Source organism: Nocardioides jiangxiensis, from assembly GCF_030580915.1.
Classification (GTDB): domain Bacteria; phylum Actinomycetota; class Actinomycetes; order Propionibacteriales; family Nocardioidaceae; genus Nocardioides; species Nocardioides jiangxiensis.
Map to the genome: position 1 here is coordinate 597228 of NZ_JAUQTA010000001.1, position 24000 is coordinate 621227.

21 protein-coding genes and 1 tRNA gene are annotated in these 24000 nt (G+C 70.4%); 7 read left to right on the top strand and 15 right to left on the bottom strand.

Features of this window, described 5'->3' with window-relative positions; all coding sequences use genetic code 11:
- Window positions 1-30: 30 nt before the first annotated feature.
- The 6 genes from Q5722_RS03020 to argS all read right to left on the bottom strand — a co-directional run bounded on the left by Q5722_RS03020 (window position 31) and on the right by argS (window position 7441).
- A complete protein-coding gene (locus tag Q5722_RS03020) occupies window positions 31-936 on the bottom strand; it encodes a hypothetical protein (protein WP_305026736.1) in 906 nt (301 codons plus the stop codon).
- Between the two features lie 47 nt (window positions 937-983).
- Window positions 984-1904 (bottom strand): homoserine kinase, encoded by a 921-nt coding sequence (gene thrB / locus Q5722_RS03025; RefSeq protein WP_305026737.1) that lies wholly within the window; start codon window positions 1902-1904, stop codon window positions 984-986.
- A gap of 8 nt (window positions 1905-1912) precedes the next feature.
- Window positions 1913-2977 carry a threonine synthase gene (thrC, locus tag Q5722_RS03030; protein ID WP_305026738.1) on the bottom strand — a complete coding sequence of 355 codons (1065 nt, stop codon included), beginning with the start codon at window positions 2975-2977 and terminating at the stop codon, window positions 1913-1915.
- On the bottom strand, window positions 2977-4263 hold the full coding sequence (locus Q5722_RS03035) for a homoserine dehydrogenase (protein WP_305026739.1): 1287 nt from the start codon (window positions 4261-4263) through the stop codon (window positions 2977-2979). Before Q5722_RS03035 ends, thrC begins: the two co-directional genes overlap by 1 nt.
- 84 nt (window positions 4264-4347) lie before the next feature.
- Entirely contained in the window at window positions 4348-5736 is a 1389-nt protein-coding gene (lysA, locus tag Q5722_RS03040; RefSeq protein ID WP_305026740.1) for a diaminopimelate decarboxylase, read from the bottom strand.
- A 13-nt stretch (window positions 5737-5749) separates the two neighbouring features.
- Window positions 5750-7441 carry an arginine--tRNA ligase gene (gene argS, locus Q5722_RS03045; protein WP_305026741.1) on the bottom strand — a complete coding sequence of 564 codons (1692 nt, stop codon included), beginning with the start codon at window positions 7439-7441 and terminating at the stop codon, window positions 5750-5752.
- A gap of 83 nt (window positions 7442-7524) precedes the next feature.
- Between argS and Q5722_RS03050 the strand changes: the two genes are divergently transcribed.
- Window positions 7525-7597, top strand: a tRNA-Arg gene (locus tag Q5722_RS03050).
- A gap of 54 nt (window positions 7598-7651) precedes the next feature.
- Here Q5722_RS03050 and Q5722_RS03055 read toward each other — a convergent pair.
- Window positions 7652-8725: an acyltransferase family protein gene (locus tag Q5722_RS03055; protein WP_305026742.1), complete on the bottom strand. Its 1074-nt coding sequence runs from the start codon at window positions 8723-8725 to the stop codon at window positions 7652-7654.
- 229 nt (window positions 8726-8954) lie between these two features.
- Between Q5722_RS03055 and Q5722_RS03060 the strand changes: the two genes are divergently transcribed.
- Together Q5722_RS03060 and Q5722_RS03065 are read left to right on the top strand one after the other, a co-directional pair.
- On the top strand, window positions 8955-12629 hold the full coding sequence (locus tag Q5722_RS03060) for a multifunctional oxoglutarate decarboxylase/oxoglutarate dehydrogenase thiamine pyrophosphate-binding subunit/dihydrolipoyllysine-residue succinyltransferase subunit (protein WP_305026743.1): 3675 nt from the start codon (window positions 8955-8957) through the stop codon (window positions 12627-12629).
- Between the two features lie 83 nt (window positions 12630-12712).
- Window positions 12713-12892 (top strand): DUF6104 family protein, encoded by a 180-nt coding sequence (locus tag Q5722_RS03065; RefSeq protein WP_305026744.1) that lies wholly within the window; start codon window positions 12713-12715, stop codon window positions 12890-12892.
- Window positions 12893-13032: 140 nt separating this feature from the next.
- Here the strand turns inward: Q5722_RS03065 and Q5722_RS03070 are convergent, their stop codons facing one another.
- From Q5722_RS03070 to Q5722_RS03080, 3 genes are read right to left on the bottom strand one after another with little or no spacing between them, the layout of a single operon-like run.
- Complete coding sequence (locus Q5722_RS03070) at window positions 13033-13248, bottom strand: hypothetical protein (RefSeq protein ID WP_305026745.1); 216 nt, start codon at window positions 13246-13248, stop codon at window positions 13033-13035.
- Window positions 13249-13258: 10 nt separating this feature from the next.
- A complete protein-coding gene (locus tag Q5722_RS03075) occupies window positions 13259-14458 on the bottom strand; it encodes a fatty acid desaturase family protein (protein ID WP_305026746.1) in 1200 nt (399 codons plus the stop codon).
- 32 nt (window positions 14459-14490) lie between these two features.
- On the bottom strand, window positions 14491-15603 hold the full coding sequence (locus tag Q5722_RS03080) for a ferredoxin reductase (protein ID WP_305026747.1): 1113 nt from the start codon (window positions 15601-15603) through the stop codon (window positions 14491-14493).
- A gap of 155 nt (window positions 15604-15758) precedes the next feature.
- Between Q5722_RS03080 and Q5722_RS03085 the strand changes: the two genes are divergently transcribed.
- Window positions 15759-16406, top strand: a complete 648-nt coding sequence (locus tag Q5722_RS03085; RefSeq protein WP_305026748.1) for a TetR family transcriptional regulator — start codon at window positions 15759-15761, stop codon at window positions 16404-16406.
- Window positions 16403-17488 (top strand): alpha/beta hydrolase, encoded by a 1086-nt coding sequence (locus tag Q5722_RS03090; RefSeq protein ID WP_305026749.1) that lies wholly within the window; start codon window positions 16403-16405, stop codon window positions 17486-17488. The genes Q5722_RS03085 and Q5722_RS03090 overlap by 4 nt, the downstream gene beginning before the upstream one ends.
- Before the next feature lie 31 nt (window positions 17489-17519).
- On the opposite strand, the gene Q5722_RS03095 is transcribed toward Q5722_RS03090, so the two are convergent.
- Both Q5722_RS03095 and Q5722_RS03100 read right to left on the bottom strand, forming a co-directional pair.
- Entirely contained in the window at window positions 17520-17909 is a 390-nt protein-coding gene (locus tag Q5722_RS03095) for a DUF6234 family protein (RefSeq protein ID WP_305026750.1), read from the bottom strand.
- Between the two features lie 181 nt (window positions 17910-18090).
- The gene (locus Q5722_RS03100; protein WP_305026751.1) at window positions 18091-19557 is read right to left on the bottom strand and encodes an MDR family MFS transporter; all 1467 of its coding nucleotides are present in this window, start codon (window positions 19555-19557) and stop codon (window positions 18091-18093) included.
- A gap of 220 nt (window positions 19558-19777) precedes the next feature.
- On the opposite strand from Q5722_RS03100, the gene Q5722_RS03105 reads away from it, so the two are divergent.
- Both Q5722_RS03105 and Q5722_RS03110 read left to right on the top strand, forming a co-directional pair.
- The gene (locus Q5722_RS03105; protein ID WP_305026752.1) at window positions 19778-20536 is read left to right on the top strand and encodes a dihydrofolate reductase family protein; all 759 of its coding nucleotides are present in this window, start codon (window positions 19778-19780) and stop codon (window positions 20534-20536) included.
- On the top strand, window positions 20526-21071 hold the full coding sequence (locus Q5722_RS03110) for a flavin reductase family protein (RefSeq protein ID WP_305026753.1): 546 nt from the start codon (window positions 20526-20528) through the stop codon (window positions 21069-21071). Before Q5722_RS03105 ends, Q5722_RS03110 begins: the two co-directional genes overlap by 11 nt.
- Here the strand turns inward: Q5722_RS03110 and Q5722_RS03115 are convergent.
- The 3 genes from Q5722_RS03115 to Q5722_RS03125 form a co-directional block, all read right to left on the bottom strand.
- Window positions 21046-21741 (bottom strand): SDR family oxidoreductase, encoded by a 696-nt coding sequence (locus Q5722_RS03115; RefSeq protein ID WP_305026754.1) that lies wholly within the window; start codon window positions 21739-21741, stop codon window positions 21046-21048. The two genes, Q5722_RS03110 and Q5722_RS03115, sit on opposite strands and share 26 nt — an antisense overlap.
- Window positions 21738-22706 (bottom strand): zinc-binding dehydrogenase, encoded by a 969-nt coding sequence (locus Q5722_RS03120; protein ID WP_305026755.1) that lies wholly within the window; start codon window positions 22704-22706, stop codon window positions 21738-21740. The genes Q5722_RS03115 and Q5722_RS03120 overlap by 4 nt, the downstream gene beginning before the upstream one ends.
- Window positions 22707-22785: 79 nt before the next feature.
- A complete protein-coding gene (locus tag Q5722_RS03125) occupies window positions 22786-23985 on the bottom strand; it encodes an NAD(P)-dependent malic enzyme (RefSeq protein ID WP_305026756.1) in 1200 nt (399 codons plus the stop codon).
- Window positions 23986-24000: the final 15 nt, after the last annotated feature.

Here is a 24000-nt window from a genome sequence, read left to right on the forward strand (position 1 = left end):
GACCGGAGGACCGCCAGACGAGCGGCTGCGTCAGTCCGCGGCAGGACCGGGCTCGACCGGCCGGGCCGTCGTCCGCTTGCGGGTGCCGGGCACGCGTCCCGCGATCGCACTCAGCGGCGCGATGGCCGCCGCGAGCCCGTCGAGGTTCCCCTCGAGCCGCTGCACGGACTGGTCCATCCCGTTGACGACGCCCTCGAGCGAGGCGAGGACGGGCGCCAGCCGGTCCACGTTGTCGATCAGGCCGCTCAGCCGGTCGAGCAGGCCACCCTCGGCGACGAGCTGCTCGAGCACGCCCTCGCGGGCGACGAGGCGATCGATGACACCGTCCGGCGCGAGCAGGCGCTCCACCGCGCCCTCCTCCGCCAGGAGACGCTCCACCGGGCCGTCAACGGCCAGGATCCGGTCCAGCGCACCGCCCGGCGCGATCAGCCGGTCGACGGTGCCACCCGTGGCGAGGAGACGGTCCACGAGGCCGTTGTCGGAGAGCAGCCGCTCCACGAAGCCGCCGGGTGCGATGAGGCGCTCGACCGCGCCGTCCCTGGCCAGGACGCGGTCGACGAACCCGTCGGCCGCGACCAGCCGGTCCAGGACGCCGTCGGGCTGGGACAGGCGGGAGAGGACGCCGTGCTCGTCGAGCACGCGGTCCACCACGCCGCCGTGCTGCAGCGCCTGCCCGAGCGGCCGGTCCTCGGCAGTGACCGCGCTCATCAGGTGCAGCAGCCGCACCGGGCCACCGGGCTCCACCAGTCGTGCGACGCCGATGCTGGCGTGGCCGAAGGCTACCGCTGCGCGCACCGGGAAGAGCGCCGCCTTCAGGACCCTCGACGTCGTCGAGGTGATCGGCGTGCTCACGGCAGCCGGCACCGCGTGCTGGAGGGACGCCGGCAGGGCCGTCGGCAGGTGGATCACGGACGCGAGTCGCTGAGTGTTCGACATGGTGCGCGAAGCCTAGGTCGGATCGTTGCCCACGGTCGAGGAAACGCTCAGGAGACGACGACACCCTCGTGGTCGACGTCGAGCGGGTAGGAGACCCAGCCCTCCGGGGTGCGGGCGACGAGGGCCTGGCGGTCCCCCTTCGAGGCAGCGAACGCGAGCACCGTCGGACCGGCGCCGGAGATGATCGCGGCATGGCCGTCGGCACGCAGCGCCCGCACCAGCGCCACCGACTCCGGCATCGCCGGCTCGCGGTAGTCCTGGTGCAGCCAGTCGCGCGTCGCCCACAGCAGCAGCGACGGCTGACCGGCGAGGGCAGCGACGAGGAGCGCGGCACGGCCGGCGTTGGCGGCAGCGTCGGCATGCGGCACGGTCGCGGGCAGCAGGCCGCGGGCCACCTTGGTCTCGACCGGGGTCGACGGCACGAAGACGACCGCGGAGATCGACGGGTCGACGGCCGACTCGGCCGCATAGAAGGTGTCACCCTCATGACCCGCGATCACGAACCCGCCGTACGCCGCGGGGGCGACGTTGTCGGGGTGCCCCTCGATCTCGGCAGCGAGGGCGAAGAGCGCGTCGTCGTTCATCAGCAGGTCGCCGCCGACGACCAGGGCACGACCGAGGGCGAGACCGGCCACGATCGCCGCCGACGAGGACCCGAGCCCCCGCGAGTGCGGGATGACGTTGTCGCAGGTCAGCCGAAGGCCGTGGGCCGAGTCCGGCAGGCCGACCGGCTCCTCGCCGAGCTCGTGCAGCGCACGGTTGATGCACCGGACGACCAGGTGCGACGAGTCGCGCGGGACCTCGTCGGCACCCGCACCGGTGACCTCGATCTCGAGGCCGCCGTCGAGCAGCGTCGCTGTCAGGCGGTCACGCATGGTGAGCGCGAGGCCGAGCGCGTCGAAGCCGGGGCCGAGGTTGGCCGAGGTCGCGGGGACGCTGACCCGGACGGTGCCGGTGACGAGGGCCATGCGCGGTGTCAGACCAGGCCGGCGGCCGACGCCGCAGCGTCGACGTCCGCGTCGATGACGGTGTCGACCACGTCGCCGAAGCCGGCGAGAGCGGTCGCGGTGTCCTTGAGGCCGTGACCGGTCACCGTGATGACGACCGTCTTGCCGGCGTAGGACTCCCCCGCCTCGAGCTCACCGAGCAGGCCGGCGACACCAGCGGCCGAGGCAGGCTCGACGAAGACGCCGTCGTTGGCGGCGAGAGCGCGCTGCGCCGCGAGGATCTGCTCGTCGGTGCGCGAGGCGAAGCGGCCCTCGGACTCCTTGGCTGCGTTCATCGCGAGATCCCAGGAGGCGGGGTTGCCGATGCGGATGGCGGTGGCCAGCGTCTCCGGCTCGTCGACCGGCGCTCCCAACACCAGCGGAGCCGCCCCGGCAGCCTGGAAGCCGCGCATGACAGGACGCTTCGTCGCCTTGCCGGCCGCCTCGTACTGCGTGTAGCCGAGCCAGTAGGCCGAGATGTTGCCGGCGTTGCCGACCGGAAGCAGGTGGTAGTCCGGGGCGTCACCGAGGAAGTCGACGATCTCGAACGCCGCGGTCTTCTGGCCCTCGAGCCGGTGCGGGTTGACCGAGTTGACCAGTGCGACGGGGTACTTCTCCGCCATGCCGCGCGCCATGCGCAGGCAGTCGTCGAAGTTGCCGCGGACCTGGATCACCACCGAGCCGTGGAGGACGGCCTGGGCCATCTTGCCCGCCGCGATCTTGCCCTCGGGCACGAGCACGATCGGCGTCACGCCGGCCTTGGCGGCGTACGCGGCCATGGCGGCCGAGGTGTTGCCCGTGGAGGCGCACACGACGGCCTTGGCGCCCTGGTGCACGGCGACCGAGAGCGCCACGGTCATGCCGCGGTCCTTGAACGAGCCCGTCGGGTTGTTGCCCTCGACCTTCAGCCAGACCTCACCACCGGTGAGACCGGAGAGCCAGTCGGAGTGGACGAGCGGCGTACCGCCCTCGCGGAGGGTCACCGCCGGGGTGTCCTGCGGGATGTCGAGGAGCTCGCGGTACTCCTCGATCACGCCCTTCCACTGGTGCGCCATCACTCGGCTCCTTCCACGCGCATCACCGAGGTGACCTCGCGCACGATGTCCATGTTGCGGAGGTGCTCCACCGTCGCGGCCAGCTGGGCATCGCGCGCGGGGTGCGAGACGACCACGAGCTGGGCGTCCGCGCCGCGACCCTCCTGACGGACGGTCTGGATCGACACGCCCTGGTCGGCGAACGCGTTGGCGACCGCGGCCAGGACGCCGGCACGGTCGTCGACGTCGAGCTGCACGTGGTAGCTGGTCACGGTCTCGCCCATCGGCAGCAGCTCCCGGGCGGCGTACGCCGACTCGCCGGCGCCGCGGGTGCCCGCGAGCTTGTTGCGGGCGACGGTGACGAGGTCACCGAGGACGGCCGACGCCGTCGGTGAACCACCGGCACCCGGGCCGTAGAACATCAGCTGGCCAGCGGCCTCGGACTCGACGAAGACCGCGTTGTAGGCGCCACGGACCGATGCCAACGGGTGCGAGGCGGGGATCATCGCCGGGTGGACGCGCGCGGAGACGGCACCGTCGCGCAGCTCGCAGATCGCCAGCAGCTTCACGACCGAGCCCATCTCGCGCGCCGAGGCGACGTCGGCCGCGGTGACGTCCGAGATGCCCTCGCGGTGCACGTCCGCAGCCGTCACGCGGGTGTGGAACGCCAGCGACGCGAGGATCGCAGCCTTGGCGGCCGCGTCGAACCCCTCGACGTCGGCGGTCGGGTCGGCCTCGGCGTAGCCGAGCTCCTGCGCCTCGGAGAGCGCGTCGGCGAAACCGGCGCCGGAGGTGTCCATCTTGTCGAGGATGAAGTTGGTGGTGCCGTTGACGATGCCGAGCACGCGGGTGACCTTGTCACCGGCGAGCGACTCGCGCAGCGGACGGAGGATCGGGATCGCGCCCGCGACCGCCGCCTCGAAGTAGAGGTCGCGGCCGGCCTTCTCGGCGGCCTCGAAGAGCGTCGGACCGTCCTCGGCGAGCAGGGCCTTGTTGGCCGTGACGACGGAGGCGCCGTTCTCCAGCGCCGCCAGGATCAGGGAGCGGGCCGGCTCGATGCCGCCGATCACCTCGACCACGAGGTCGATGTCGCCGCGCGTGACCAGTCCGAGGGCGTCCGTCGTCAGGAGCTCGTCGGGGAGCTCGACCTCGCGCGGGGCGTCGAGGCGACGGACGGCCACGCCGGCGAGCTCGACGGGCGCACCGATGCGCGCCGCGAGGTCGTCGGACTGCTCCTGGAGCAGGCGGACCACCTGCGAACCGACGGAGCCACAGCCGAGGACGGCAACCTTGAGCGGACTGTTCACGCAACGAAGCCTATCCGTCGTACGCCGCTCCCCCGGCCCGCATCCCAGTCCCCGGCCCCGGGGCGGAGCACGGTGCGCGCGGTGTCAGCCCAGGTCGGTCGCGAGCAGGTCGTCCTCGGTCTCGCGCCGCACGATGACGCGGGCCACGCCGTCCTTGACCGCGACCACCGGCGGGCGCAGCGCGTGGTTGTAGTTCGACGCCATGGAGCGGCCGTAGGCACCGGTGCCGGGCACCGCGACCAGGTCTCCGGGGGCGATGTCGCCCGGCAGGAACTCGTGCTTGACCACGATGTCGCCCGACTCGCAGTGCTTGCCGACGACGCGGGCCAGGACCGGCTCCGCGTCGGAGGTCCGCGAGGCGAGGGTGCACGAGTAGTCGGCGTCGTAGAGCGCGGGGCGGATGTTGTCGCTCATGCCGCCGTCCACCGAGACGTACGTGCGGGTCGCTCCCCCGTCCAGGGTCACCTGCTTGACCGTGCCGACCGTGTAGACGGTGCACATCGACGAGCCGACGATGGCACGACCGGGCTCGATCGACAGGTGCGGCACCGGGAACTGCAGGGCTGCGCACTCGCGCTCGACGATGCCGGTGATCTGGCGGGCCAGGTCGGCGGGGTCGGCCGGGTCGTCCTGGGTCGTGTAGGCGATGCCGAAGCCACCGCCGAGGTCCATCTCGGGCATGACGTGGCCGAGCTCGCGACCGATCTCCGCGTGGAGCGCGAGGACGCGCCGGGCGGCCACCTCCCAGCCGGAGGTGTCGAAGATCTGCGAGCCGATGTGGCTGTGCAGGCCGCGCAGGTCCAGGCGCGGCGTCTCGATGACCGCCTGCGCGGCACGGAACGCGTCGCCCGAGGAGATCGAGAAGCCGAACTTCTGGTCCTCGTGCGCCGTCGCGATGAACTCGTGGGTGTGCGCCTCGACCCCCGCGGTCACGCGGACCATGACGCCCTGGACGACCTCCAGCTCGGCGACGATCTCGCCGAGCCGCTCGATCTCGGCGTACGAGTCGACGATGATCCGCCCGACACCGGCCGCGACCGCACGGCGCAGCTCCATCGGGGTCTTGTTGTTGCCGTGGTAGCCGATCCGCTGCGGGTCGACCCCGGCGCGCAGCGCGATGCTCAGCTCGCCGTTGGAGCAGACGTCGAGACAGAGGCCCTCCTCGGCGACCCACTTCGCGACGGCGACCGACAGGAACGCCTTGCCGGCGTAGTAGACGTCGTAGCCGGCGAAGCCGTCACGGAAGGCACGGGCCCGCGAGCGGAAGTCCTCCTCGTCGAGCACGTACGCCGGGGTGTTGACGTCGGCGACGAGGTCCGGGATCGCGAGTCCGCCGACGTGCAGCACCCCGTCGGCGTCCTTGCGGGCGGTCCTGGACCACAGCACCGGGACCAGGGCGTTGACGTCGTCGGGCTGGCGCAGCCAGACGGGCGAGGTGCCGGCGAAGTCGCCGGGAGGGACGCGGCCTGCCATCAGCTCTCTCCGATCACATGCGCTCGGGCGCCGAGACGCCGAGCAGGTCGAGGCCGTTGCGCAGCACGGTCTGCATGGCGTGCACGAGCACCAGGCGGGCGTTGTTGGCCGGGCCGACCGGCTCGTCGCCCTGCGGGAGCATGCGGCACTCCTTGGTGTCGTACCACTTGTTGAAGGTCGACGCGGTGTCCTCGAGGTACCGCGCGACGCGGTGCGGCTCACGCAGGTCGGCGGCGCTGGCGACGACCCCCGGGTAGGCGGCGAGCGCGCGCAGCAGCTCCCCGTCACGCTCGTGGTCGAGCAGCGCAGGGTCGAACGCCGCCCTCGCCTCGTCCAGCGACATGCCGAGGTCACCGGCGTTGGCGATCATCCGGCAGGTGCGCGCGTGGGCGTACTGGACGTAGTAGACCGGGTTGTCGTTGGAGGCCTTGGTGATCTCGGCGACGTCGAGCACCAGCGGGCTGTCGGCCGGGTAGCGGGCCAGCGAGTAGCGCAGGGCATCGACGCCGATCTCCTCGGCGAGCTCGTTGAGCGTGACGATCGTGCCGGCACGCTTGGAGAGCTTGAGCTCCTCTCCGTCGCGCAGGATCTTCACGAGCTGCCCGATCATGACGTCCAGCGTCTTCTCCGGGTCGTCGCCGACGCAGGCCGCCATGGCCTTCAGCCGGCCCACGTAGCCGTGGTGGTCGGCGCCGAGCAGGTAGATGCAGTGGTCGAAGCCGCGCGCCCGCTTGTTGAGGTAGTACGCCGTGTCGGAGGCGAAGTAGGTCAGCTCGCCGTCGCTCTTGATGAGGACGCGGTCCTTGTCGTCGCCGAAGTCGGTCGTGCGCATCCAGAGGGCGCCGCCGTCCTCGAAGACGTGGCCGAGCGCTTCGAGCTTCTTGAGCGTGTGGGGGACGCCGCCGTCCTCCTGGCCCTCCTCGTGCAGGCTCAGCTCGCTGAACCAGACATCGAAGTGGGTGTTGAAGGAGTCGAGCTGGTCCTGCTGCTCCTTGAGCTGCAGCGCGTAGCCGACCTTCCGCACAGCCGCGAGGCGCTCGGCCTCGTCCTCGATCTGGAAGATGCCCGGCTGGGCGGCCTCGACGGCCTTCGCGAGGTCGTCGATGTAGTCGCCGGCGTAGCCGTCCTCCGGCTTCTCCAGCCCCAGCGCCGAGGCGATGATCGAGCTCGCGAAGTTGTTCATCTGGACACCGCGGTCGTTGATGTAGAACTCGCGCGTCACGTCGGCACCCGCAGCCGCGAGCACGCGGGCGATCGCGTCGCCGAGCACCGCCCAGCGCGTGTGGCCCAGGTGCAGCGGTCCGGTCGGGTTGGCGGAGATGAACTCGACGTTGATCTTCTTGCCGGCGAGCGTCTCGAGGCGGCCGTACGCCGCACCCGCGGCGACGATGGCGGCGGCCACCTCACCCTGGGCACCGGCCTCGACATGGATGTTGAGGAAGCCCGGCCCGGCGATCTCGACCTGCTTGATGCCGTCGGAGGCCTCCAGGCCGGCCTTGACCAGCTCGGCCAGCGCGCGCGGGTTGGTACCGGCCTTCTTGGCCAGCTGCAGCGCCACGTTGGTGGCGTAGTCACCGTGCTCCTTCTGGCGCGGACGCTCGACGTTCACGGTCGCGGGAACGCCGTCGGGCAGGGCGAGGGCGCCGTCGGTCACGAGGGCCTGGAGGACGTCGACGATCGTGGCGGAGAGCTGCTCAGGAGTCACCGGGGAAGCCTATCCGTGGGGGTCGGTTTCCTCCGCACCGATATCAGCCGGTAGTGTCCGCTATCGCGCTGGTCACAGCGCACGCCCTCGTAGCTCAGGGGATAGAGCACTGGTTTCCGGTACCAGGTGTCGCAGGTTCGAATCCTGCCGAGGGCGCCGAACAAGGCCCGCATCGCACGCGATGCGGGCCTTCGTCGTCCGAGGGGGCGGTCAGCCGCCCAGCAGGCGCAGGACGCCGTCCCGCAGCCGGTCGTGCCAGCGCCGCTCGACGAGGTAGTGCAGCCCGACCGCGATGCCGAGCGACAGGCCCACCGCCAGCGCCACGACGGCGTACGCGCCCAGGCGCCCGTGGAGCGTGTCGATGACGGCGAAGCCGAACTGTCCGTGGACGAGGTAGAGCGGGTAGGTCAGCGCGCCGACCACGGAGAGCCAGCGCCAGTCGAGGTGGCGCAGTGGCCCGTCGGCGACGAGCCAGACGGACGCGATCATGGCGACCACGACGACCGCGCAGGCGACGGGCGAGATCTCGACGCCCACCCCGCGGGTGGCCAGCGGTGCATGGCGGACGGTCTGCTCCACGCAGAGCAGTCCGGTGACGGCGACGCCGAGCCAGCGCAGGAGGGTGCCACCCTCGCGGTGGATGAGGAAGAGCAGCATCCCGACGCCGAAGTAGGGCGCGAACTCGGCGATGAAGAGGTTCTCGAGGAAGGTCCAGCCGGCCAGCCGGAAGGTCTGCGAGAGCACCGGCCAGAGGATGGCAAACGCGAGGACCCGTCGGGGCGTGAAGCCGACCAGCAGCACGAGCGCGGCGAGGAGGTAGAACTTCAGCTCCACCCAGAGCGTCCAGAAGGCGCCCTGGACCGAGTCGATGCCGAACCCCTCCTGCACCATCGTCAGGTTCATCGCGTTGTCGAACCAGCCGAGCTGGCGGCCGCCCGCCCAGACCAGCTGGAGCAGGACGGTCAGCCCGACCGCCACCCAGTACGCCGGGTAGAGCCGCGCGACGCGGGAGGCCACGAACCCCGGGAGCGGTCGGCCCCACGCGGTCATCAGGATGACGAAGCCGGAGATGACGAAGAAGAGCTCCACGCCGAGGTACCCGTAGCGGGTCACGTGGTTGAGCGTGGGGAAGACGGCCGACGGCGGCCGCCCCCAGTAGTCCCGGTCGATGCCGGTGTAGTGGTAGCCGACCACCACCGCAGCCGCGAGGAAGCGGAGCCCGTCGAGTCCGCGAAGGCGGGAGCGGCGTGCCGTTGCGGGCGTCGTCGTCAGGGCGCTGGTCACCGGCGCAGGTTACCGGCCGTCGCAGACGAAGGCGTTCTTCCCTTGTGGGAAAGGGAAATGAAGCGGCGAGGACCAGGGCGACGACGGACGTGAGGACGTGAGGCGTGTGGAGTGCGTCATCCGCAGTCCGAAACGGCATCCCACCTGCCCCATTTCGTGCACCGGGGGTCTAGCCTTGCTCCCGTTGTCGTTACCCGTATGAGCCGCACCGGAAGAGGCGAAACTAGCCGTGGCCGAACAGAACAACCCGCTCTCCGACTTCGGAGCCAACGAATGGCTCGTCGACGAGATGTTCGAGCAGTACAAGAAGGACCCGTCGAGCGTCGGACCTGAGTGGACCAGCTACTTCGCCACGCGCAACGGTTCGGCCGTTGCGGCCGCCGCGCCGGCCGCCGCCGCTCCGGCTCCGGCCGCCGCACCGGCCGCCCCCGCGGCCGCCGCCCCGGTGACCGCGCCGATCCCGGTGGCGAAGCCGCGCCCGGACAACACCAAGGCCGTCGAGCCCGCCAAGGGCACCTCCAACCCGGCCCCGCGCGACCCGAAGCCCGCTGCCCCCGCCTCGGCCAACGACGAGCCGACGTACACCCAGCTCAAGGGCATCCCGCTGGCCACGGCCAAGAACATGGACCTCTCGCTCGCGGTCCCGACCGCGACGTCGGTGCGCAACATCCCGGTCAAGCTGCTCTGGGACAACCGCACGGTCATCAACAACCACCTCAAGCGGGCCCGCGGTGGCAAGGTCTCCTTCACGCACCTGATCGGCTACGCGATCATCAAGGCGATCAAGGCGAACCCCGAGTACAACAACACCTACGCCGTCATCGACGGCAAGCCGACGATGGTCACCCCGGCCCACATCAACCTGGGCCTCGCGATCGACCAGCAGAAGCCCGACGGCACCCGCCAGCTGGTCGCCCCGTCGATCAAGGGCTGCGAGTCCATGGACTTCGCGCAGTTCTGGACGGCGTACGAGGAGATCGTCAAGAAGGCGAAGAACAACAAGCTGGGCATGGACGACTACCAGGGCACCACGGTGTCCCTGACGAACGTCGGCGGCATCGGCACCAACAACTCCGTCCCGCGCCTCATGCAGGGCCAGGCCGCCATCGTCGGCGTCGGCTCGATGGAGCTGCCGCCGGAGTTCCAGGGCGCGTCGCCCGAGACGATCAACCGCAACGCCGTCTCGCGGATCATGACGATGACCTCGACCTACGACCACCGCGTCATCCAGGGTGCGCAGTCCGGCGAGTTCCTCCGCACGGTGCACCAGCTGCTGCTCGGCGAGGACGGTTTCTACGACGAGATCTTCCGCTCGCTGCGGATCCCGTACCAGCCGATCCGCTGGGCCAACGACATCGCGCACTCGCACGACGACGAGATCTCCAAGCAGGCCCGCATCCTGGAGCTGATCCACGCCTACCGCGTGCGCGGCCACCTGATGGCCGACACCGACCCGCTCGAGTACAAGCAGCGCAGCCACCCCGACCTCGAGATCGAGTCGCACGGCCTGACCCTGTGGGACCTCGATCGCGAGTTCGCGACCGGCTCGTTCGGTGGCGAGGGCCGCCGCTTCATGCAGCTGCGCCAGATCCTCGGCATCCTGCGCGACTCCTACTGCCGCACCACCGGCGTCGAGTACATGCACATCATCGACCCGGAGCAGCGCCGCTGGATCCAGGAGCGCGTCGAGAAGCCCTACGACAAGGAGACCCGCGAGGAGCAGCTCCGGATCCTGGAGAAGCTCAACCAGGCCGAGGCGTTCGAGACCTTCCTGCAGACGAAGTTCGTCGGCCAGAAGCGCTTCTCCCTCGAGGGCGGCGAGACCGCCGTCGCCGTGATCGACGAGATCGCCGAGGCGGCCGCCCAGGCCGGCCTCGACGAGGTCTGCATCGGCATGGCCCACCGTGGCCGCCTCAACGTGCTCGCCAACATCGTCGGCAAGTCGTACAACCAGATCTTCCGCGAGTTCGAGGGCAACATCGACCCGCGCACGGTCCAGGGCTCGGGCGACGTGAAGTACCACCTCGGCGCCGAGGGCGAGTTCGTCGCCGGCTCCGGCGACAAGATCAAGGTCTCGGTCGCGGCGAACCCGTCGCACCTCGAGACCGTCGACCCGGTCGTCACCGGCATCGCCCGCGCCAAGCAGGACATGCTCGACCGTGGCAACGAGTACCCCGTCCTCCCGCTGCTCGTGCACGGTGACGCGGCGTTCGCGGGCCAGGGTGTCGTCGCCGAGACGCTCAACCTCTCGCAGCTGCGCGGCTACCGCACCGGTGGCTCGATCCACCTGGTCATCAACAACCAGGTCGGTTTCACCACCTCCCCCGGCTCGTCGCGCTCGACGCTCTACTGCACCGACGTGGCCCGCATGGTCCAGGCGCCGATCTTCCACGTCAACGGCGACGACCCCGAGGCGTGCATCCGCGTCGCCCGGCTCGCCTTCGAGTACCGCCAGGCGTTCAACAAGGACGTCGTCATCGACCTCGTCTGCTACCGCCGCCGCGGTCACAACGAGGGTGACGACCCGTCGTACACCCAGCCGCTCATGTATGACCTCATCGAGCAGAAGCGCTCGGTCCGCAAGCTCTACACCGAGTCCCTCATCGGTCGTGGCGACATCACGATCGAGGAGGCCGAGGAGGTCCTGCGCAACTACCAGGCCCTGCTCGAGCGCGTCTTCACCGAGGTCCGCGAGGCCGACGCGAAGCCGGACCAGTGGACGACCGTCCCGGACTACCCCGAGAAGCTCGCCGGTGGCACGACCGCCGTCTCGGCCGACGTCCTCAAGCGGATCGCCGACGCCTACATCACCCCACCGGAGGGCTTCACCGTCCACCCGAAGGTGATGCCGCAGCTGCAGCGTCGCGCCGCCGCGATCACCGACGGCCCGATCGACTGGGGCACCGGCGAGATCCTCGCGTTCGGCTCGCTGCTGATGGACGGCCGCCCGGTGCGCCTGGCCGGCCAGGACTCGCGTCGCGGCACGTTCGTGCAGCGCTTCGCCACGATCATCGACCGCAACAACGCCGACGAGTGGACGCCGCTGGCCAACCTCACCGAGGACCAGGCCAAGTTCTTCGTCTACGACTCGCTGCTGTCGGAGTACGCCGCCCTCGGCTTCGAGTACGGCTACTCCGTCGCCCGCCCGGACGCGCTCGTCCTGTGGGAGGCGCAGTTCGGTGACTTCGTCAACGGCGCCCAGTCGGTCATCGACGAGTACATCTCCTCGGGCAAGACCAAGTGGGGCCAGGACTCCGGTGTCGTCCTGCTCCTCCCCCACGGCTACGAGGGCCAGGGCGCCGACCACTCCTCCGCCCGCATCGAGCGCTTCCTGACGCTCTGCGCGGACGAGGCCATGGTCGTGGCGCAGCCGTCGACGCCCGCGTCGCACTTCCACCTGCTCCGCAAGCACTCGCTCGGCGGTGAGCACAAGCCGCTCATCATCTTCACGCCGAAGTCGATGCTCAAGCGCAAGGAAGCCGCGTCGCAGCCGTCCGACTTCACCTCGGGCGAGTTCCGTCCGGTCATCGGTGACGACGCGGCCGACCCGGCGAAGGTCACCACGGTCATGCTGGTCTCCGGCCGCCTGACCTGGGACCTCGTGGTCGAGCGCCAGAAGCAGGGCCGCGACGACGTCGCGATCGTGCGCGTCGAGCAGCTCTACCCGTGGCCGACCGCCGAGATCGCGGCCGAGCTGGCGAAGTACCCCAACGCCAAGGTCAAGTGGGTCCAGGACGAGCCGTTCAACCAGGGTCCGTGGCCGACGTTCGCGCTGAACATCGTCCCGGAGCTCGGTCGGGCCGTCGAGCCGGTCACCCGTCCGGCGTCGTCGACCACCGCGGTCGGCACGGCGAAGCGCCACCAGGTCGAGAACGCCGAGCTCCTGGCCCGCGCGTTCTCCTGACCCACCCGCTCCACCCAGGAACCCCCGGCTCCGGCCGGGGGTTCCTGCATTTCCGCCCCGCGGGCTCCTGACAGAATGGGGGCATGTACTTCACCGATCGCGGCATCGAGGAGCTCCAGAAGCGGCGGGGCGACGACGAGGTCACCCTCGAGTGGCTGGGTGACCAGCTCCAGGCGTTCGTCGACACCTTCCCCGAGTTCGAGACGGCCATCGAGCGGTTCGCCACCTGGCTCGCCCGTCTCGACGACCCGGACGACGACTGAGCGAGCGACCGGCGAGCTTGCTCGACGGGTCGCGAGCGAGGGAGGCAGAGGCGCGCAGCGCCTCACGGCTTTCCCGTCACCCGTGAACGCGGAGCGGCCCCGCCTCCCGGGTGGGAGACGGGGCCGCTCTGCGTGGTGGATCAGTCGTCGTCGTTCTCGACGCCCATGTCGGCCCGCGCCTTGCGCGCGGCCTCGCGGATCTCGAAGAGGTCGGTGGCGAAGCCGCCGATCGCCTTCACCACGTCACCGACCGCGGTGATCACGATGTGGGAGACCTGACCGGCAGCGTGCGTGGCCGCCTCGATCGAGTCCTGGACCTGGTCCTTGCGGATCTCGGCCTTGCTGAGGTTCGTCATGCGCCCAGTCTCAGGCGGCGGCAGCCTCGGCGACAACGTGCTGCTCGTCACGGGCGTTCTCGTCCTGCTTCGCGCGGAACGGGAAGGTCAGCGCCTCGCGGAGGCCGGCCAGCGGCCCCTGCGTGTAGGTGCTGTCGGGAAGCGTGAGCTTGAAGACCTGCTTCCACACGCTCCACAGCTGCTTGGCCATCGGCGCCTCGTTGTAGCGGATGCCGTAGCGCTCGCAGATCTCGCGGACCTCGATGGCGATCTCCTTGTAGCGGTACGCGGGGATGTCCGGGAAGAGGTGGTGCTCGATCTGGTAGCTCAGGTTGCCGGAGAGGACGTCGACCAGGTGGCTGCCGGTGAAGTTCGCCGAGCCGAGGATCTGGCGGTAGTACCACTCGGCGTGCGACTCGTCCTCGGTCTCCTCGATCGAGAACGTCTCCGCGCCCTCGGGGAAGTGGCCGCACCAGATGACCGACGAGGACCACAGGTTGCGGACCAGGTTGGCGGCCATGTTGCCGGCGAAGGCGAACGGCGCGAACGGACCCGACAGCAGCGGGAAGAGGGCGTAGTCCTTGAGCGCCTGCTTGCCGGCCTTCTCGCGGAAGCGCTTGAGACCCGGCTTCATCTCGGCCCAGGACTTCTCGCCGCGGAAGAACTTCTCCGACTCGAGCTCCTGGATCGCGGTGCCCCACTGGAAGAGGACCTGCAGCGTGCCGCAGAAGATCGGGTTGAGCAGCCAGATGGGGTGCCAGGGCTGCTCCTCGGTGACGCGGATGACGCCGTAGCCGGTCGCGTCGTGGTCCTTGCCGACGATGTTGGTGAAGGTGTGGTGCACGTAGTTGTGCGTGTACAGCCAGCTGTCGGCGTGGATGGTGTTGTCCCAGTCGAAGTTCTTGGCGGTGAACTGCGGGTCGTTCATGAAGTCGTACTGGCCGTGCATGACGTTGTGGCCGATCTCCATGTTGTCGATGATCTTCGACAGGGAGAGGGCCGTGACGCCTGCGATCCAGGCCGGCGGGAACCAGCCGGCCCACAGGAGGGCGCGGCCGGCGACCTCGAGCTTCTTCTGCTTGTTGACGATGTCGCGGATGTAGTCCGCGTCCTTCTCGCCGAGGTCGGCGACGATGCGGGCCCGCAGGTCGTCGAGCTCCTTGCCGAACGCCTCGATCTGCTCGGGGCTCAGCTTGTGCTTCTGGCTGGTCGTGGTGGTGGCAGTGCTCATGAGAACTCCTTGGTGAGGTTTCTGCTGAGAGGTCAGAGGTCGATGGAGACGTCGCCACACGGAGCCGAGATGCACGGCTTGATGTTGACGTCGTTGTCGGTGTTGAGCTCGCCGGTCAGGACGTTGCGCGTGATGCCGCTGAGCTTGGTGCTGACGCAGGCGTTGCAGATGCCGATGCGGCAGCCGTAGTCCGGGGTGAGGCCGGCGGCCTCAGCCTGCTCGAGGATGGTCTGGCCGTTGTTGTCGGCCTTCTCCCCCGAGGCGCTGAAGGTCAGCTCGCCCGTGGCCTCGTCGGTCGGGACGGTGCGGGTCGGAGCGGCGAACTGCTCCAGGTGCAGGCGGTCGGAGATGCCCTCGGCCTCGAAGACGGCGCGGACGCCGTCCATGAGCGGCATCGGGCCGCAGAGGTAGGTCTCGGCCTCGGCGAAGTGCTTGTCCGCCGCGACCAGGTGCTCCTTCGAGAAGAAGCCCTGCAGGTCGCCGTTGTCGGCGTTGGTGTAGGCGCGGATGATCCGCACGCCCTCGTACTTCGCCTCGATCTCCGCGAGCTCGTCGCGGTAGATCACGTCGTCCTCGGTGAAGGCGTAGTGCAGGAAGGTGACCTTGCCGATGTAGGCCCGGTCGGTCAGCGTGCGCAGCATCGACATCACGGGGGTGATGCCGGAGCCGCCGCTGATCAGCAGGATGCTGCGCGGGTGCGGCAGCGGGATGTGGAACTCGCCCTGCGCCGGCGAGATCTGCACGATCATGCCGGGCCGCGCGTTGGCCAGGAGCCACGGCGACACCAGGCCCTTCGGGTCGACCTTGATGGTCAGCTCGATCTTGCCGTCCTTGCGGAACTGCGAGTTCGCCGGCGAGTAGCAGCGCGTACGACGGACGCCGTCGATCTCGACCGAGAGCTTCACGAACTGACCGGCCTTGAAGCCGGCCCAGTTCTCGTTGGGGCGGAGCGTGAGCGTGACGCTGTCGGCGGTCTTGCGCTCCACGTCCGTGATCTCGGCGCGGGTCTCGGTCCGGGACCAGAGCGGGTCGACCATCTCGACGTACCGGTCGACGCCGTGCGGGGTGGCGAGGGCAGCGGCGAAGGACGAGTCCAGGAAGCGGCGACCCATCCGGGAGGAGGTCAGCATCTGCATGCGGGACATGGCGGCTCCTTTCGAAGTTTGGGTGAACACTCGTTTCTTCGGTGAACGGCTGTTCACCGAAACTATGTCCGCGTTGGCCGTGCCGGGTCAACCCGATCAGGCGTGATGCCGCCCACTTTCAGTGAACAGGCGTTCACTCGCGTTACACTTCCGTCATGAGCAGCGCAGGGGTCTCCCGGACCGAGCAGAAGGAACGCACGCGGCGTGCGATCCTCGACGCTGCCCTGACCCTCGCCGAGGACGGCGGACTCGCCGCCCTCTCCCTGCGCCAGGTGGCCAAGGAGATCGGCATCGTGCCGACCGCCTTCTACCGGCACTTCGCGAGCATCGACGAGCTCGGCCTCAGCCTCGTGACCGAGGCCTTCGACGCGCTCCGGGCGCTGCTGCGCGACGCGCGCGCGATCCCCGAGCAGACCGACTCCGAGTGGGACCTCGCCGTCTCGATCGCCGACAAGTCGGTCGACGCCGTCGTCGCCCACGCCCGCCAGAGCGATCGCCAGCTCCGCTTCATCGCGCGCGAGCGACTCGCCGGGCCCACCGCCGTCCGCGAGGCCGTGCGCCACCAGCTCGAGCTCGTCGAGCGCGAGCTGGCCACCGACATCGCCCACGCGCCGTTCACGCGCGCCTGGTCGGCCAGCGACCTGGCCGTCCTCTCCAACCTCCTGGTCAACGCCATGCTCACCCACGTGGAGGAGCTGAGCCGCGCGACCAGCGCATCCGACACCCGGCGCATCGCCGACACCGCCCGCCGCCAGCTGCACATCGTGCTGGTCGGCGCACTCCGATGGGACTCCAGCAAGTGACCAGCACCCTGCCCGCCGTACCCGACGAGCGGACCACCTCTCCCCTGGCCACCCTCGCCGCCGCTGCCCGCAACGCGTGGGCGATCTCGCCGTTCGGCGAGGGCATCGAGCAGTACGCCGGCATGCCCCAGCACGTGCTCGTCGACGAGCCGCACCGCCAGCTGCGGCGCTACCTGAGCACGAAGCCGCACACCCAGGCGCGCCCGGTGCTGCTCGTCCCGCCGCAGGCCGTGTCGACCAACTGCTACGACCTGCGCCCCGGCCAGAGCCTCGCGGCCCACCTCGTGTCCCAGGGTCGCGCGACGTACGTCGTCGACTACGGCGACATGACGTTCGCGGACCGCCACATGGGCTTCGAGTCGTTCATCGACGACATCATCCCGGCCGCGATCCGCCGCGTGTCAGAGGAGCACGACGGCGCTCCGGTCGACGTGGTGGCCTGGTCGCTGGGCGGCACCTGCAGCCTGCTGACCGCAGCGGCCCACCCCACCCTGCCGATCGCCTCGATCACGGCGTTCGGCACCCCGATCGACTACCGGCTCATCCCGGCCGTCCAGATCCTGCGCTACCTCGACAGCGTGCTGGGCTCCAGCGTCATGACGTTCGGCACCGGCCTGATGGGCGGCGTCCCCCGCCACCTGACCCGGCTCAGCTTCCGCGCGATGGCACCCATCCGCGAGCTCAAGAAGCCGCTCTTCCTCGCCCAGAACATCCTGGACAAGGAGACGCTCGCGCGCACCACCGCGATCGACAACTTCATCAACGCCATGCCGGGCTACCCCGGTCGCTTCTACCACCAGGTGCACACGCGCCTGCTGACCCGCAACGAGCTGGCGACCGGCACCGTGCACCTCACCCACGGCCGTGCGGTGCGCCTCTCCTCGATCCGCACGCGCGTGCTCTTCATCGGCAGCCGCACCGACGCGATCGGCCCCGGCCCCGCGGTGGAGGCGGGCACCCGTTCGGTGCCCGGCGCTCGCTACGTCGCCGCCGACGGCCTGTCGCACCTCGGTCTGGTGGCCGGTCCGCAGGCTGCCGAGCTGGCCTGGAAGCACCTCGACGCGTTCCTCGACGAGGTCTGACCGAGCGAGCGGGGCGCCCGCCGTCAGGTCGTCATCCTCCGGGGCAGTCCCCTGACCCCGAGTAGCACGGCACGTAGTCAGGGTTTCGCGGCACCGGCTCCGGGTCGGGCGACCAGTCGACGCCCAGGGTGAAGCCGATGACGGCGACACCCGCCACCGCCGCCACGCTCACGTGCCAGAGCCATGACCAGCGTGCTCCCCTACGGGCAGCCAGCAGGAGCGTGGTGAGGACCGTGGCGACGAGCAGGACGGCGACGCCCTGCGAGACACGGATCTCGCGGGTGGTCGGCTCCCGGCACTCCGCGAAGGCACAGATATGCGTGCCGATGGCGAAGACGGGAAGGAACACAGCCCCGGCCACGGCGGCCAGGGACGCGGCCACCTCGGTTCCGAGGCTCTTCCTGCGCGTCCTGTCGTCCATGGCACCAGACTCCCCCGCGTCCGTCGTGGGCGCGTGAGCAGCCGTACTCGCACTGCACGAGGGGCTCCCGGATCTGAGTAGATCGACGCAGGCCGGCCGGGACGCGAGGCGGGAGGATCGTGCCCGGCACGACGAAGGCCTCCCGACACGGGGGTGCGGGAGGCCTTCGTGGGTGTTCGGGTCAGTGCCCGGCGGCGCCCGCCGTGCTCGGCGACCGCGCGGGGAGCAGCAGGGCCATCAGGAACACGACGACACCGAAGCCGGCGCCGGTGAGCAGCGCCCAGTCGAGGCCGCCGACGAACGCGTGCGCCCGGTCCGTACCGTCGAGGGCGAGGTGCTTCGCCCGGCTCTGGAGGATCGCGATGAGCAGGGCCATGCCGGCCGCACCCGCGACCTGCTGCAGCGTGCCGAGCAGGGAGCTGCCGTGCGAGTAGAGCTCCGGCGGCAGAGCGCCGAGGCCGAGCGTGAAGACCGGCGTGAAGACGCAGGCCAGGCAGCTCATCAGCGCCACGTGGAGCAGCACGATGAGCCAGTACGGCGTGTCCAGGTCGGTCACCTGCGACAGGAGCACCAGGGCCGTGACCAGGCCGGCCGCGCCCGGGATGACGAGCGGCCGGGTCCCGACCCGGTCGAACACCTTGCCGACACGCGGGCCCAGCAGGCCCATCGCGAGACCACCCGGCATGACCAGCAGCCCGGTGCGGAGCGTGCTCAGGTGGCGGTAGTCCTGCAGGTAGAGCGGCAGCAGCACCATCGCACCGAAGAACGCCATGAAGGCCGCGCACATGAGCAGCACCGCCGTCGCGTACGTCCGGATCCGCAGCGTCCGGAGGTCGAGGAGCGGCGCGCCCCGGCCCTGGAGCACGATCTGGTACGCGACGAAAGCGCCGACGAGCAGGACGCCGAGCACGGTGAAGGCGACCGGCTTGGTGAGCGTGCCGGCACCGAAGTTGCTCAGGCCGTAGACGAGGCTGGAGAAGCCGGAACCGGCCAGCAGGACGCTGAGCCAGCTGACCGGCCCGGCCTTGGGCTCACCGATGTTCTCCACGAGGCGGTGGCCGACGATGCCCATCAGGACGGCGAGCGGCAGGATGACGGCGAAGATCAGGCGCCACGAGCCGAGCTCGAGCAGCAGGCCGGACGTGGTCGGGCCGAGCGCCGGTGCGACCGAGATCGCCATCATCATGTTGCCCATGACGCGGCCGCGGTGAACCATCGGGACGACGGTCATGACGGTGGTCATCAGCAGCGGCATCATCACCGCCGTACCGGCGCCCTGGACGGCGCGCGCGACCAGCAGGACGGCGTACGTGGGGGCGAGCATGCCGAGCAGCGTGCCGGTGCAGAACGTCGCCATGGCGACCGTGAACGCCGTCGTCGTCGTGACCCGCTGCAGGAACCAGCCGGTCAGCGGGATCACCGACGCCATCGTGAGCATGAAGACGGTGTTGACCCACTGACTGGTGCGCTCGTCGATGTGGAAGTCCCGCATCAGGCTGGGCAGCGCGTTGATCATCGTGGTCTCGTTGAGGATCACCACGAAGGTGGCGGCCACGAGGAGCTTGACGACCAGCGGCGTCGTGAAGGGTGCGTCAGGAGAGTCGTGGTTCTCGACGACGAGGTCGTCGAGGTCCTGGGGCGCTGACATGGGAGGCCTTTCAGGGAGGGCGCGGGGTGGCCTGGTGACCGCCCGTTCATGCACTCCACGAACGAGACCCCGGTGATCCGACAGCGTCCGTCCGGATGCGGACACGTCATGGTGAATTCTCGTTGCGCAACCCCTGCGGACGCCAATCAATTCCCGTCCGACCGGTCGCCGCCGCGAGGCGGCCCGCCCCGTCTTGGCACCCGGTGCGAGCATGAGGGTCATGGACGTCCTCGGAGTGACCGCACGTCTCGCCGACCCGCTCACGCCGTACGTCGACGTGGACCGCCTACGACCGGCGGGCCCTTGCTGGGTGGTCGCCAACATGGTCGGTGGCCTCGACGGGTCGGCGGCGATCGGCGGCCGCGTGGCCGCCCTGTCGACAGCGCCCGACGCCGCCCTGTTCCTCGCCATGCGCACGCTGGCCGACGTCGTGCTCGTCGGGGCCGAGACCATCCGGCGCGAGGGCTACGGGCCACTGCTGCTGCCCCGGGGGCGGGCGGCAGCGCGGAGGGCCGCCGGCAAGCCGGGCTCACCGCGGCTGGCGATCGTGAGCCGCTCGCTCGATCTCGACTGGACCGGCCGTGCGTTCACCGACCCCGCGCTCGACCAGCCGCCCTACGTCGTGACCTGCCAGGCGGCGGACCGGCAGCGCCTGGCCAGGGCCAGCCAGGTCGCCGAGGTGGTGCTGGCCGGCGACGAACGCGTCGATCCGGCGCTGGCACTGGAGGAGCTCGCACGCCGGGGCGCCACGGTCGTGCTCACCGAGGGCGGTCCGACGCTCCTCGGGGAGCTCGTCGCCGGCGGCCACCTCGACGAGCTCCTCCTCACCGTCTCGCCCCTCATGGGCGGAGATCCGCTCCCGGTCGCGGTGGCGCCTCCGGGTGCACCCCTCACCGGCTTCGCACTCCGCCACGTGCTGCGCGAGGCGGACACGCTCTTCCTCCGCTACGAGCGCGCCGAGGCGGACCGTGGGCAGTGAGTTCGACGAGGTCGCTGCGGCCACCGACCCGGCGATGGTCGTGGTCACGACCGCGGTCGGCGGCGAGCGCGCCGGCTGCCTGGTCGGATTCCACAGCCAGTCGAGCATCGACCCGCCGCGCTACGCAATCTGGCTCTCCCGGGCCAACCACACGTACGGCCTGGCACTCCGCGCGGAGTACCTGGCGATCCACTTCCTCGGGGAGGACCAGCTGCCGCTCTCCGTCCGGTTCGGCACGCTGACCGGCGACCGGACCGACAAGTTCGCGGGGCTCGCCGTCGAGGACGGACCCGGCGGCGTGCCCGTGCTCACCGACGTCCCCCGCCACCTGCTCGTCCGCCGGGTGGCCCTGCTGGACGAGGGCGGCGACCACGTGTGCCTGTCCACCGAGCCCGTGGCGGTCCGGCACGGTTCCGGCTTCGTCCCGCTCCGGCTGTCGGCGTGCGACGAGCTCGATCCCGGCCACGCCCACGACGACCGCCGGTCGCGAGCGGACGCGCAGGGGACGGTCAGCGAGGACCCGGGCGCACGCTGACCTCGGGCATCACCGCGTCGCGCGGCAGGTCGAGGACGTGGAGGATCGACGCGGCGACCGTCTCGGCCTGGATCCACCGGTCGGCGCTGTAGTCCGCGCCTTCCTGCGCGTGGACCTTCTCCTGCATCGGCGTCGCGGTGCGACCGGGGAAGACGCTCGTCACCCGGACGCCGTGCTCCGCCTCCTCACCGCGCAGGGCGTCGGCGAACCCGCGGAGGCCGAACTTCGTCGCCGCGTAGGCGCCCCACGTGGGGTGCGCGGAGAGGCCCGCTCCGCTGTTGACGAAGACGACGGTGCCGCGTGCAGCCCGCAGGGCTGGCAGGCAGAGCTGGGTCAGCACCATCGGGGCGACCAGGTTGACGTCGACCTGCGCCCGCACCTCGGCGTAGTCCAGGTCGTGCACCGGGGCGAGGTCCACGACGCCGGCGATGTGGAGCACCGAGTCGAGGTGCGGCGGCAGGTTCGCGGCTGCGAGGGCGTGGGCGAGCGATCCGGGGTCGGCGAGGTCGGCGACCACGACGCGCGCTCCGTCGTACTGCTGCTGGAGCTCGTGCGCACGGGGCTGGGACCGGGCGAGCAGCACGAGCTCGTCGCCCCGCGCGTGGAGTGCCGACGCGACCGCTGCGCCGATGCCGGAGCCGGCGCCCGTGAGGAGGTGGACGTGCGTCATCGGGTCAGGATGATCTTGCCGAAGACGTCACCGGCGTGCAGTGCGGCGAACGCGTCGCGCGCCTGCTCCATCGGCACCGTGTGGTCGATGAGGGGCTTGAGACCGGTCGCGTCGAGCATCTGCACCAGCGAGGCGAGCTCACCGCGGGTGCCCATCGTCGAGCCGATCACCTGCAGCTGCAGGAAGAAGATGTGCGGGAGCATCGCGTTGTCGAGGTTCGGGCCACTGGTGTTGCCCGACGTGACCAGCTTGCCGCCCGGGCGCAGCGACCGGATCGAGTGCTCCCACGTCGCACGGCCGATGGTCTCCATCACGGCGTCGACCTTCACCGGGAGCTTCTCGTTGGACCCGAACACCTCGTGGGCGCCGATCTCGAGCGCCTTGGCCCGCTTCGCCTCGTCGCGGGAGGTCGCGAACACCTTCAGGCCGGCCGCCCGGGCGAGCACGATGCACGCGGTCGCGACACCACCGCCGGCACCCTGCACGAGCACGGAGTCACCGGCCTTGAGCCCGCCCTGCGTGAAGAGCATGCGGTACGCCGTGAGCCAGGCCGTCGGGAGGCACGCGGCCTCCTCGAAGCTCATGCTCGCCGGCTTCGGGACGATGTTGCGCCGCGGCACGATGACCTTGTCCGCGAAGGTGCCCTGGTGCAGCTCGGAGAGCAGCGAGCGCTTCGGGTCGAGTGTCTCGTCGCCGACCCAGTCCGGGCTGGAGATGACGGCGTGCACGACGACCTCGTTGCCGTCCTCGTCGTAGCCTGCGGCGTCGCAGCCGAGGATCATCGGCAGGCGGTCCGCCTTGAGGCCGACGCCCTTGAGCGACCAGAGGTCGTGGTGGTTGAGGCTGGCTGCCTTGACCGTCACCGTCGTCCAGCCGTCGGGCGCCACCGGGTCGGGGCGCTCCCCCACCACGAGGCTGTCGAGCGGGGACTCGGCGTTGAACGAATCGGCGTAGACGGCGAACATGCGACCCAACCTATCGAGAACGTCGAAGGACCCGGCCGCAGGAGCGGCCGGGTCCTAGGACGTAAGACGGTGGAGTGCCTCAGGCGCGGGCGACGCCGTCGCGGCGGGCAGCCTCGGCCACGGCCGAGGAGACGGCCGGCCCCACCCGCGGGTCGAACGGACCCGGGATCACCATGTCCTCCGCGAGCGCGTCGCCGACGAGCGCAGCGAGGGCATCGGCGGCCGCGAGCTTCATGCCCTCGGTGATCGCCGTGGCCCGGACGTCGAAGGCGCCGCGGAAGATGCCGGGGAACGCGAGCACGTTGTTGATCTGGTTCGGGAAGTCCGAGCGGCCGGTCGCGACGACGCGGGCGTACTTGTGCGCCACGTCGGGGTGGACCTCGGGCGTCGGGTTGGCCATCGCGAAGATGATCGCGTCGTCGGCCATCGAGGCCACGACCTCCTCCGGCACCGTGCCGCCGGAGACGCCGAGGTAGACGTCGGCGCCGTCCATGGCGTCGGCGAGGGTGCCCTTGCGGCCGTTGCGGTCGGCGGTGATCTCGGCGAGCGCGCGCTTGACCGGCGTCAGGTCCGAGCGGTCGGAGCTGACCACGCCGCGGCGGTCGGTGACCGCGATGTCGGTGATGCCCGCCACGATGAGGATCTTGGCGATCGCGACGCCCGCCGCACCGGCGCCGGAGATGACCACACGGGTCTCCTCGGGCTTGCGGCCGGTGAGCTTGAGGGCGTTCTTGAGTGCCGCCAGGGCGACCACGGCGGTGCCGTGCTGGTCGTCGTGGAAGACCGGGATGTCGAGGCGCTCCTTGAGCCGGTCCTCGATCTCGAAGCAGCGCGGCGCGGAGATGTCCTCGAGGTTGATGCCACCGAACGACGGCGCCATGCGCACGACCGTCTCGATGATCTCCTCGGTGTCGGTGGTGTCCAGGCAGATCGGGATGCCGTCGACGCCACCGAACTGCTTGAACAGGATCGCCTTGCCCTCCATGACCGGCATGGCGGCAGCCGGACCGATGTCGCCGAGGCCGAGCACCGCGGTGCCGTCGGTGACGACCGCGACCGTGTTGGGCACCCACGTGTAGTGCTGCGTCAGCTCGGGGTTCTCGGCGATCGCGGTGCAGACGCGGGCGACACCCGGCGTGTAGGCGAGCGACAGCTCGTCGGCGCCGGCGAGCTCCACCGACGACCGGATCGCCATCTTGCCGCCTACGTGGAGGTCGAACACCGGGTCGCCGGCCAGCGGGTGGCCCTCGGACTGGACGGTGGACTCGAGCTCAGACATTTTCGGCAAGACTTT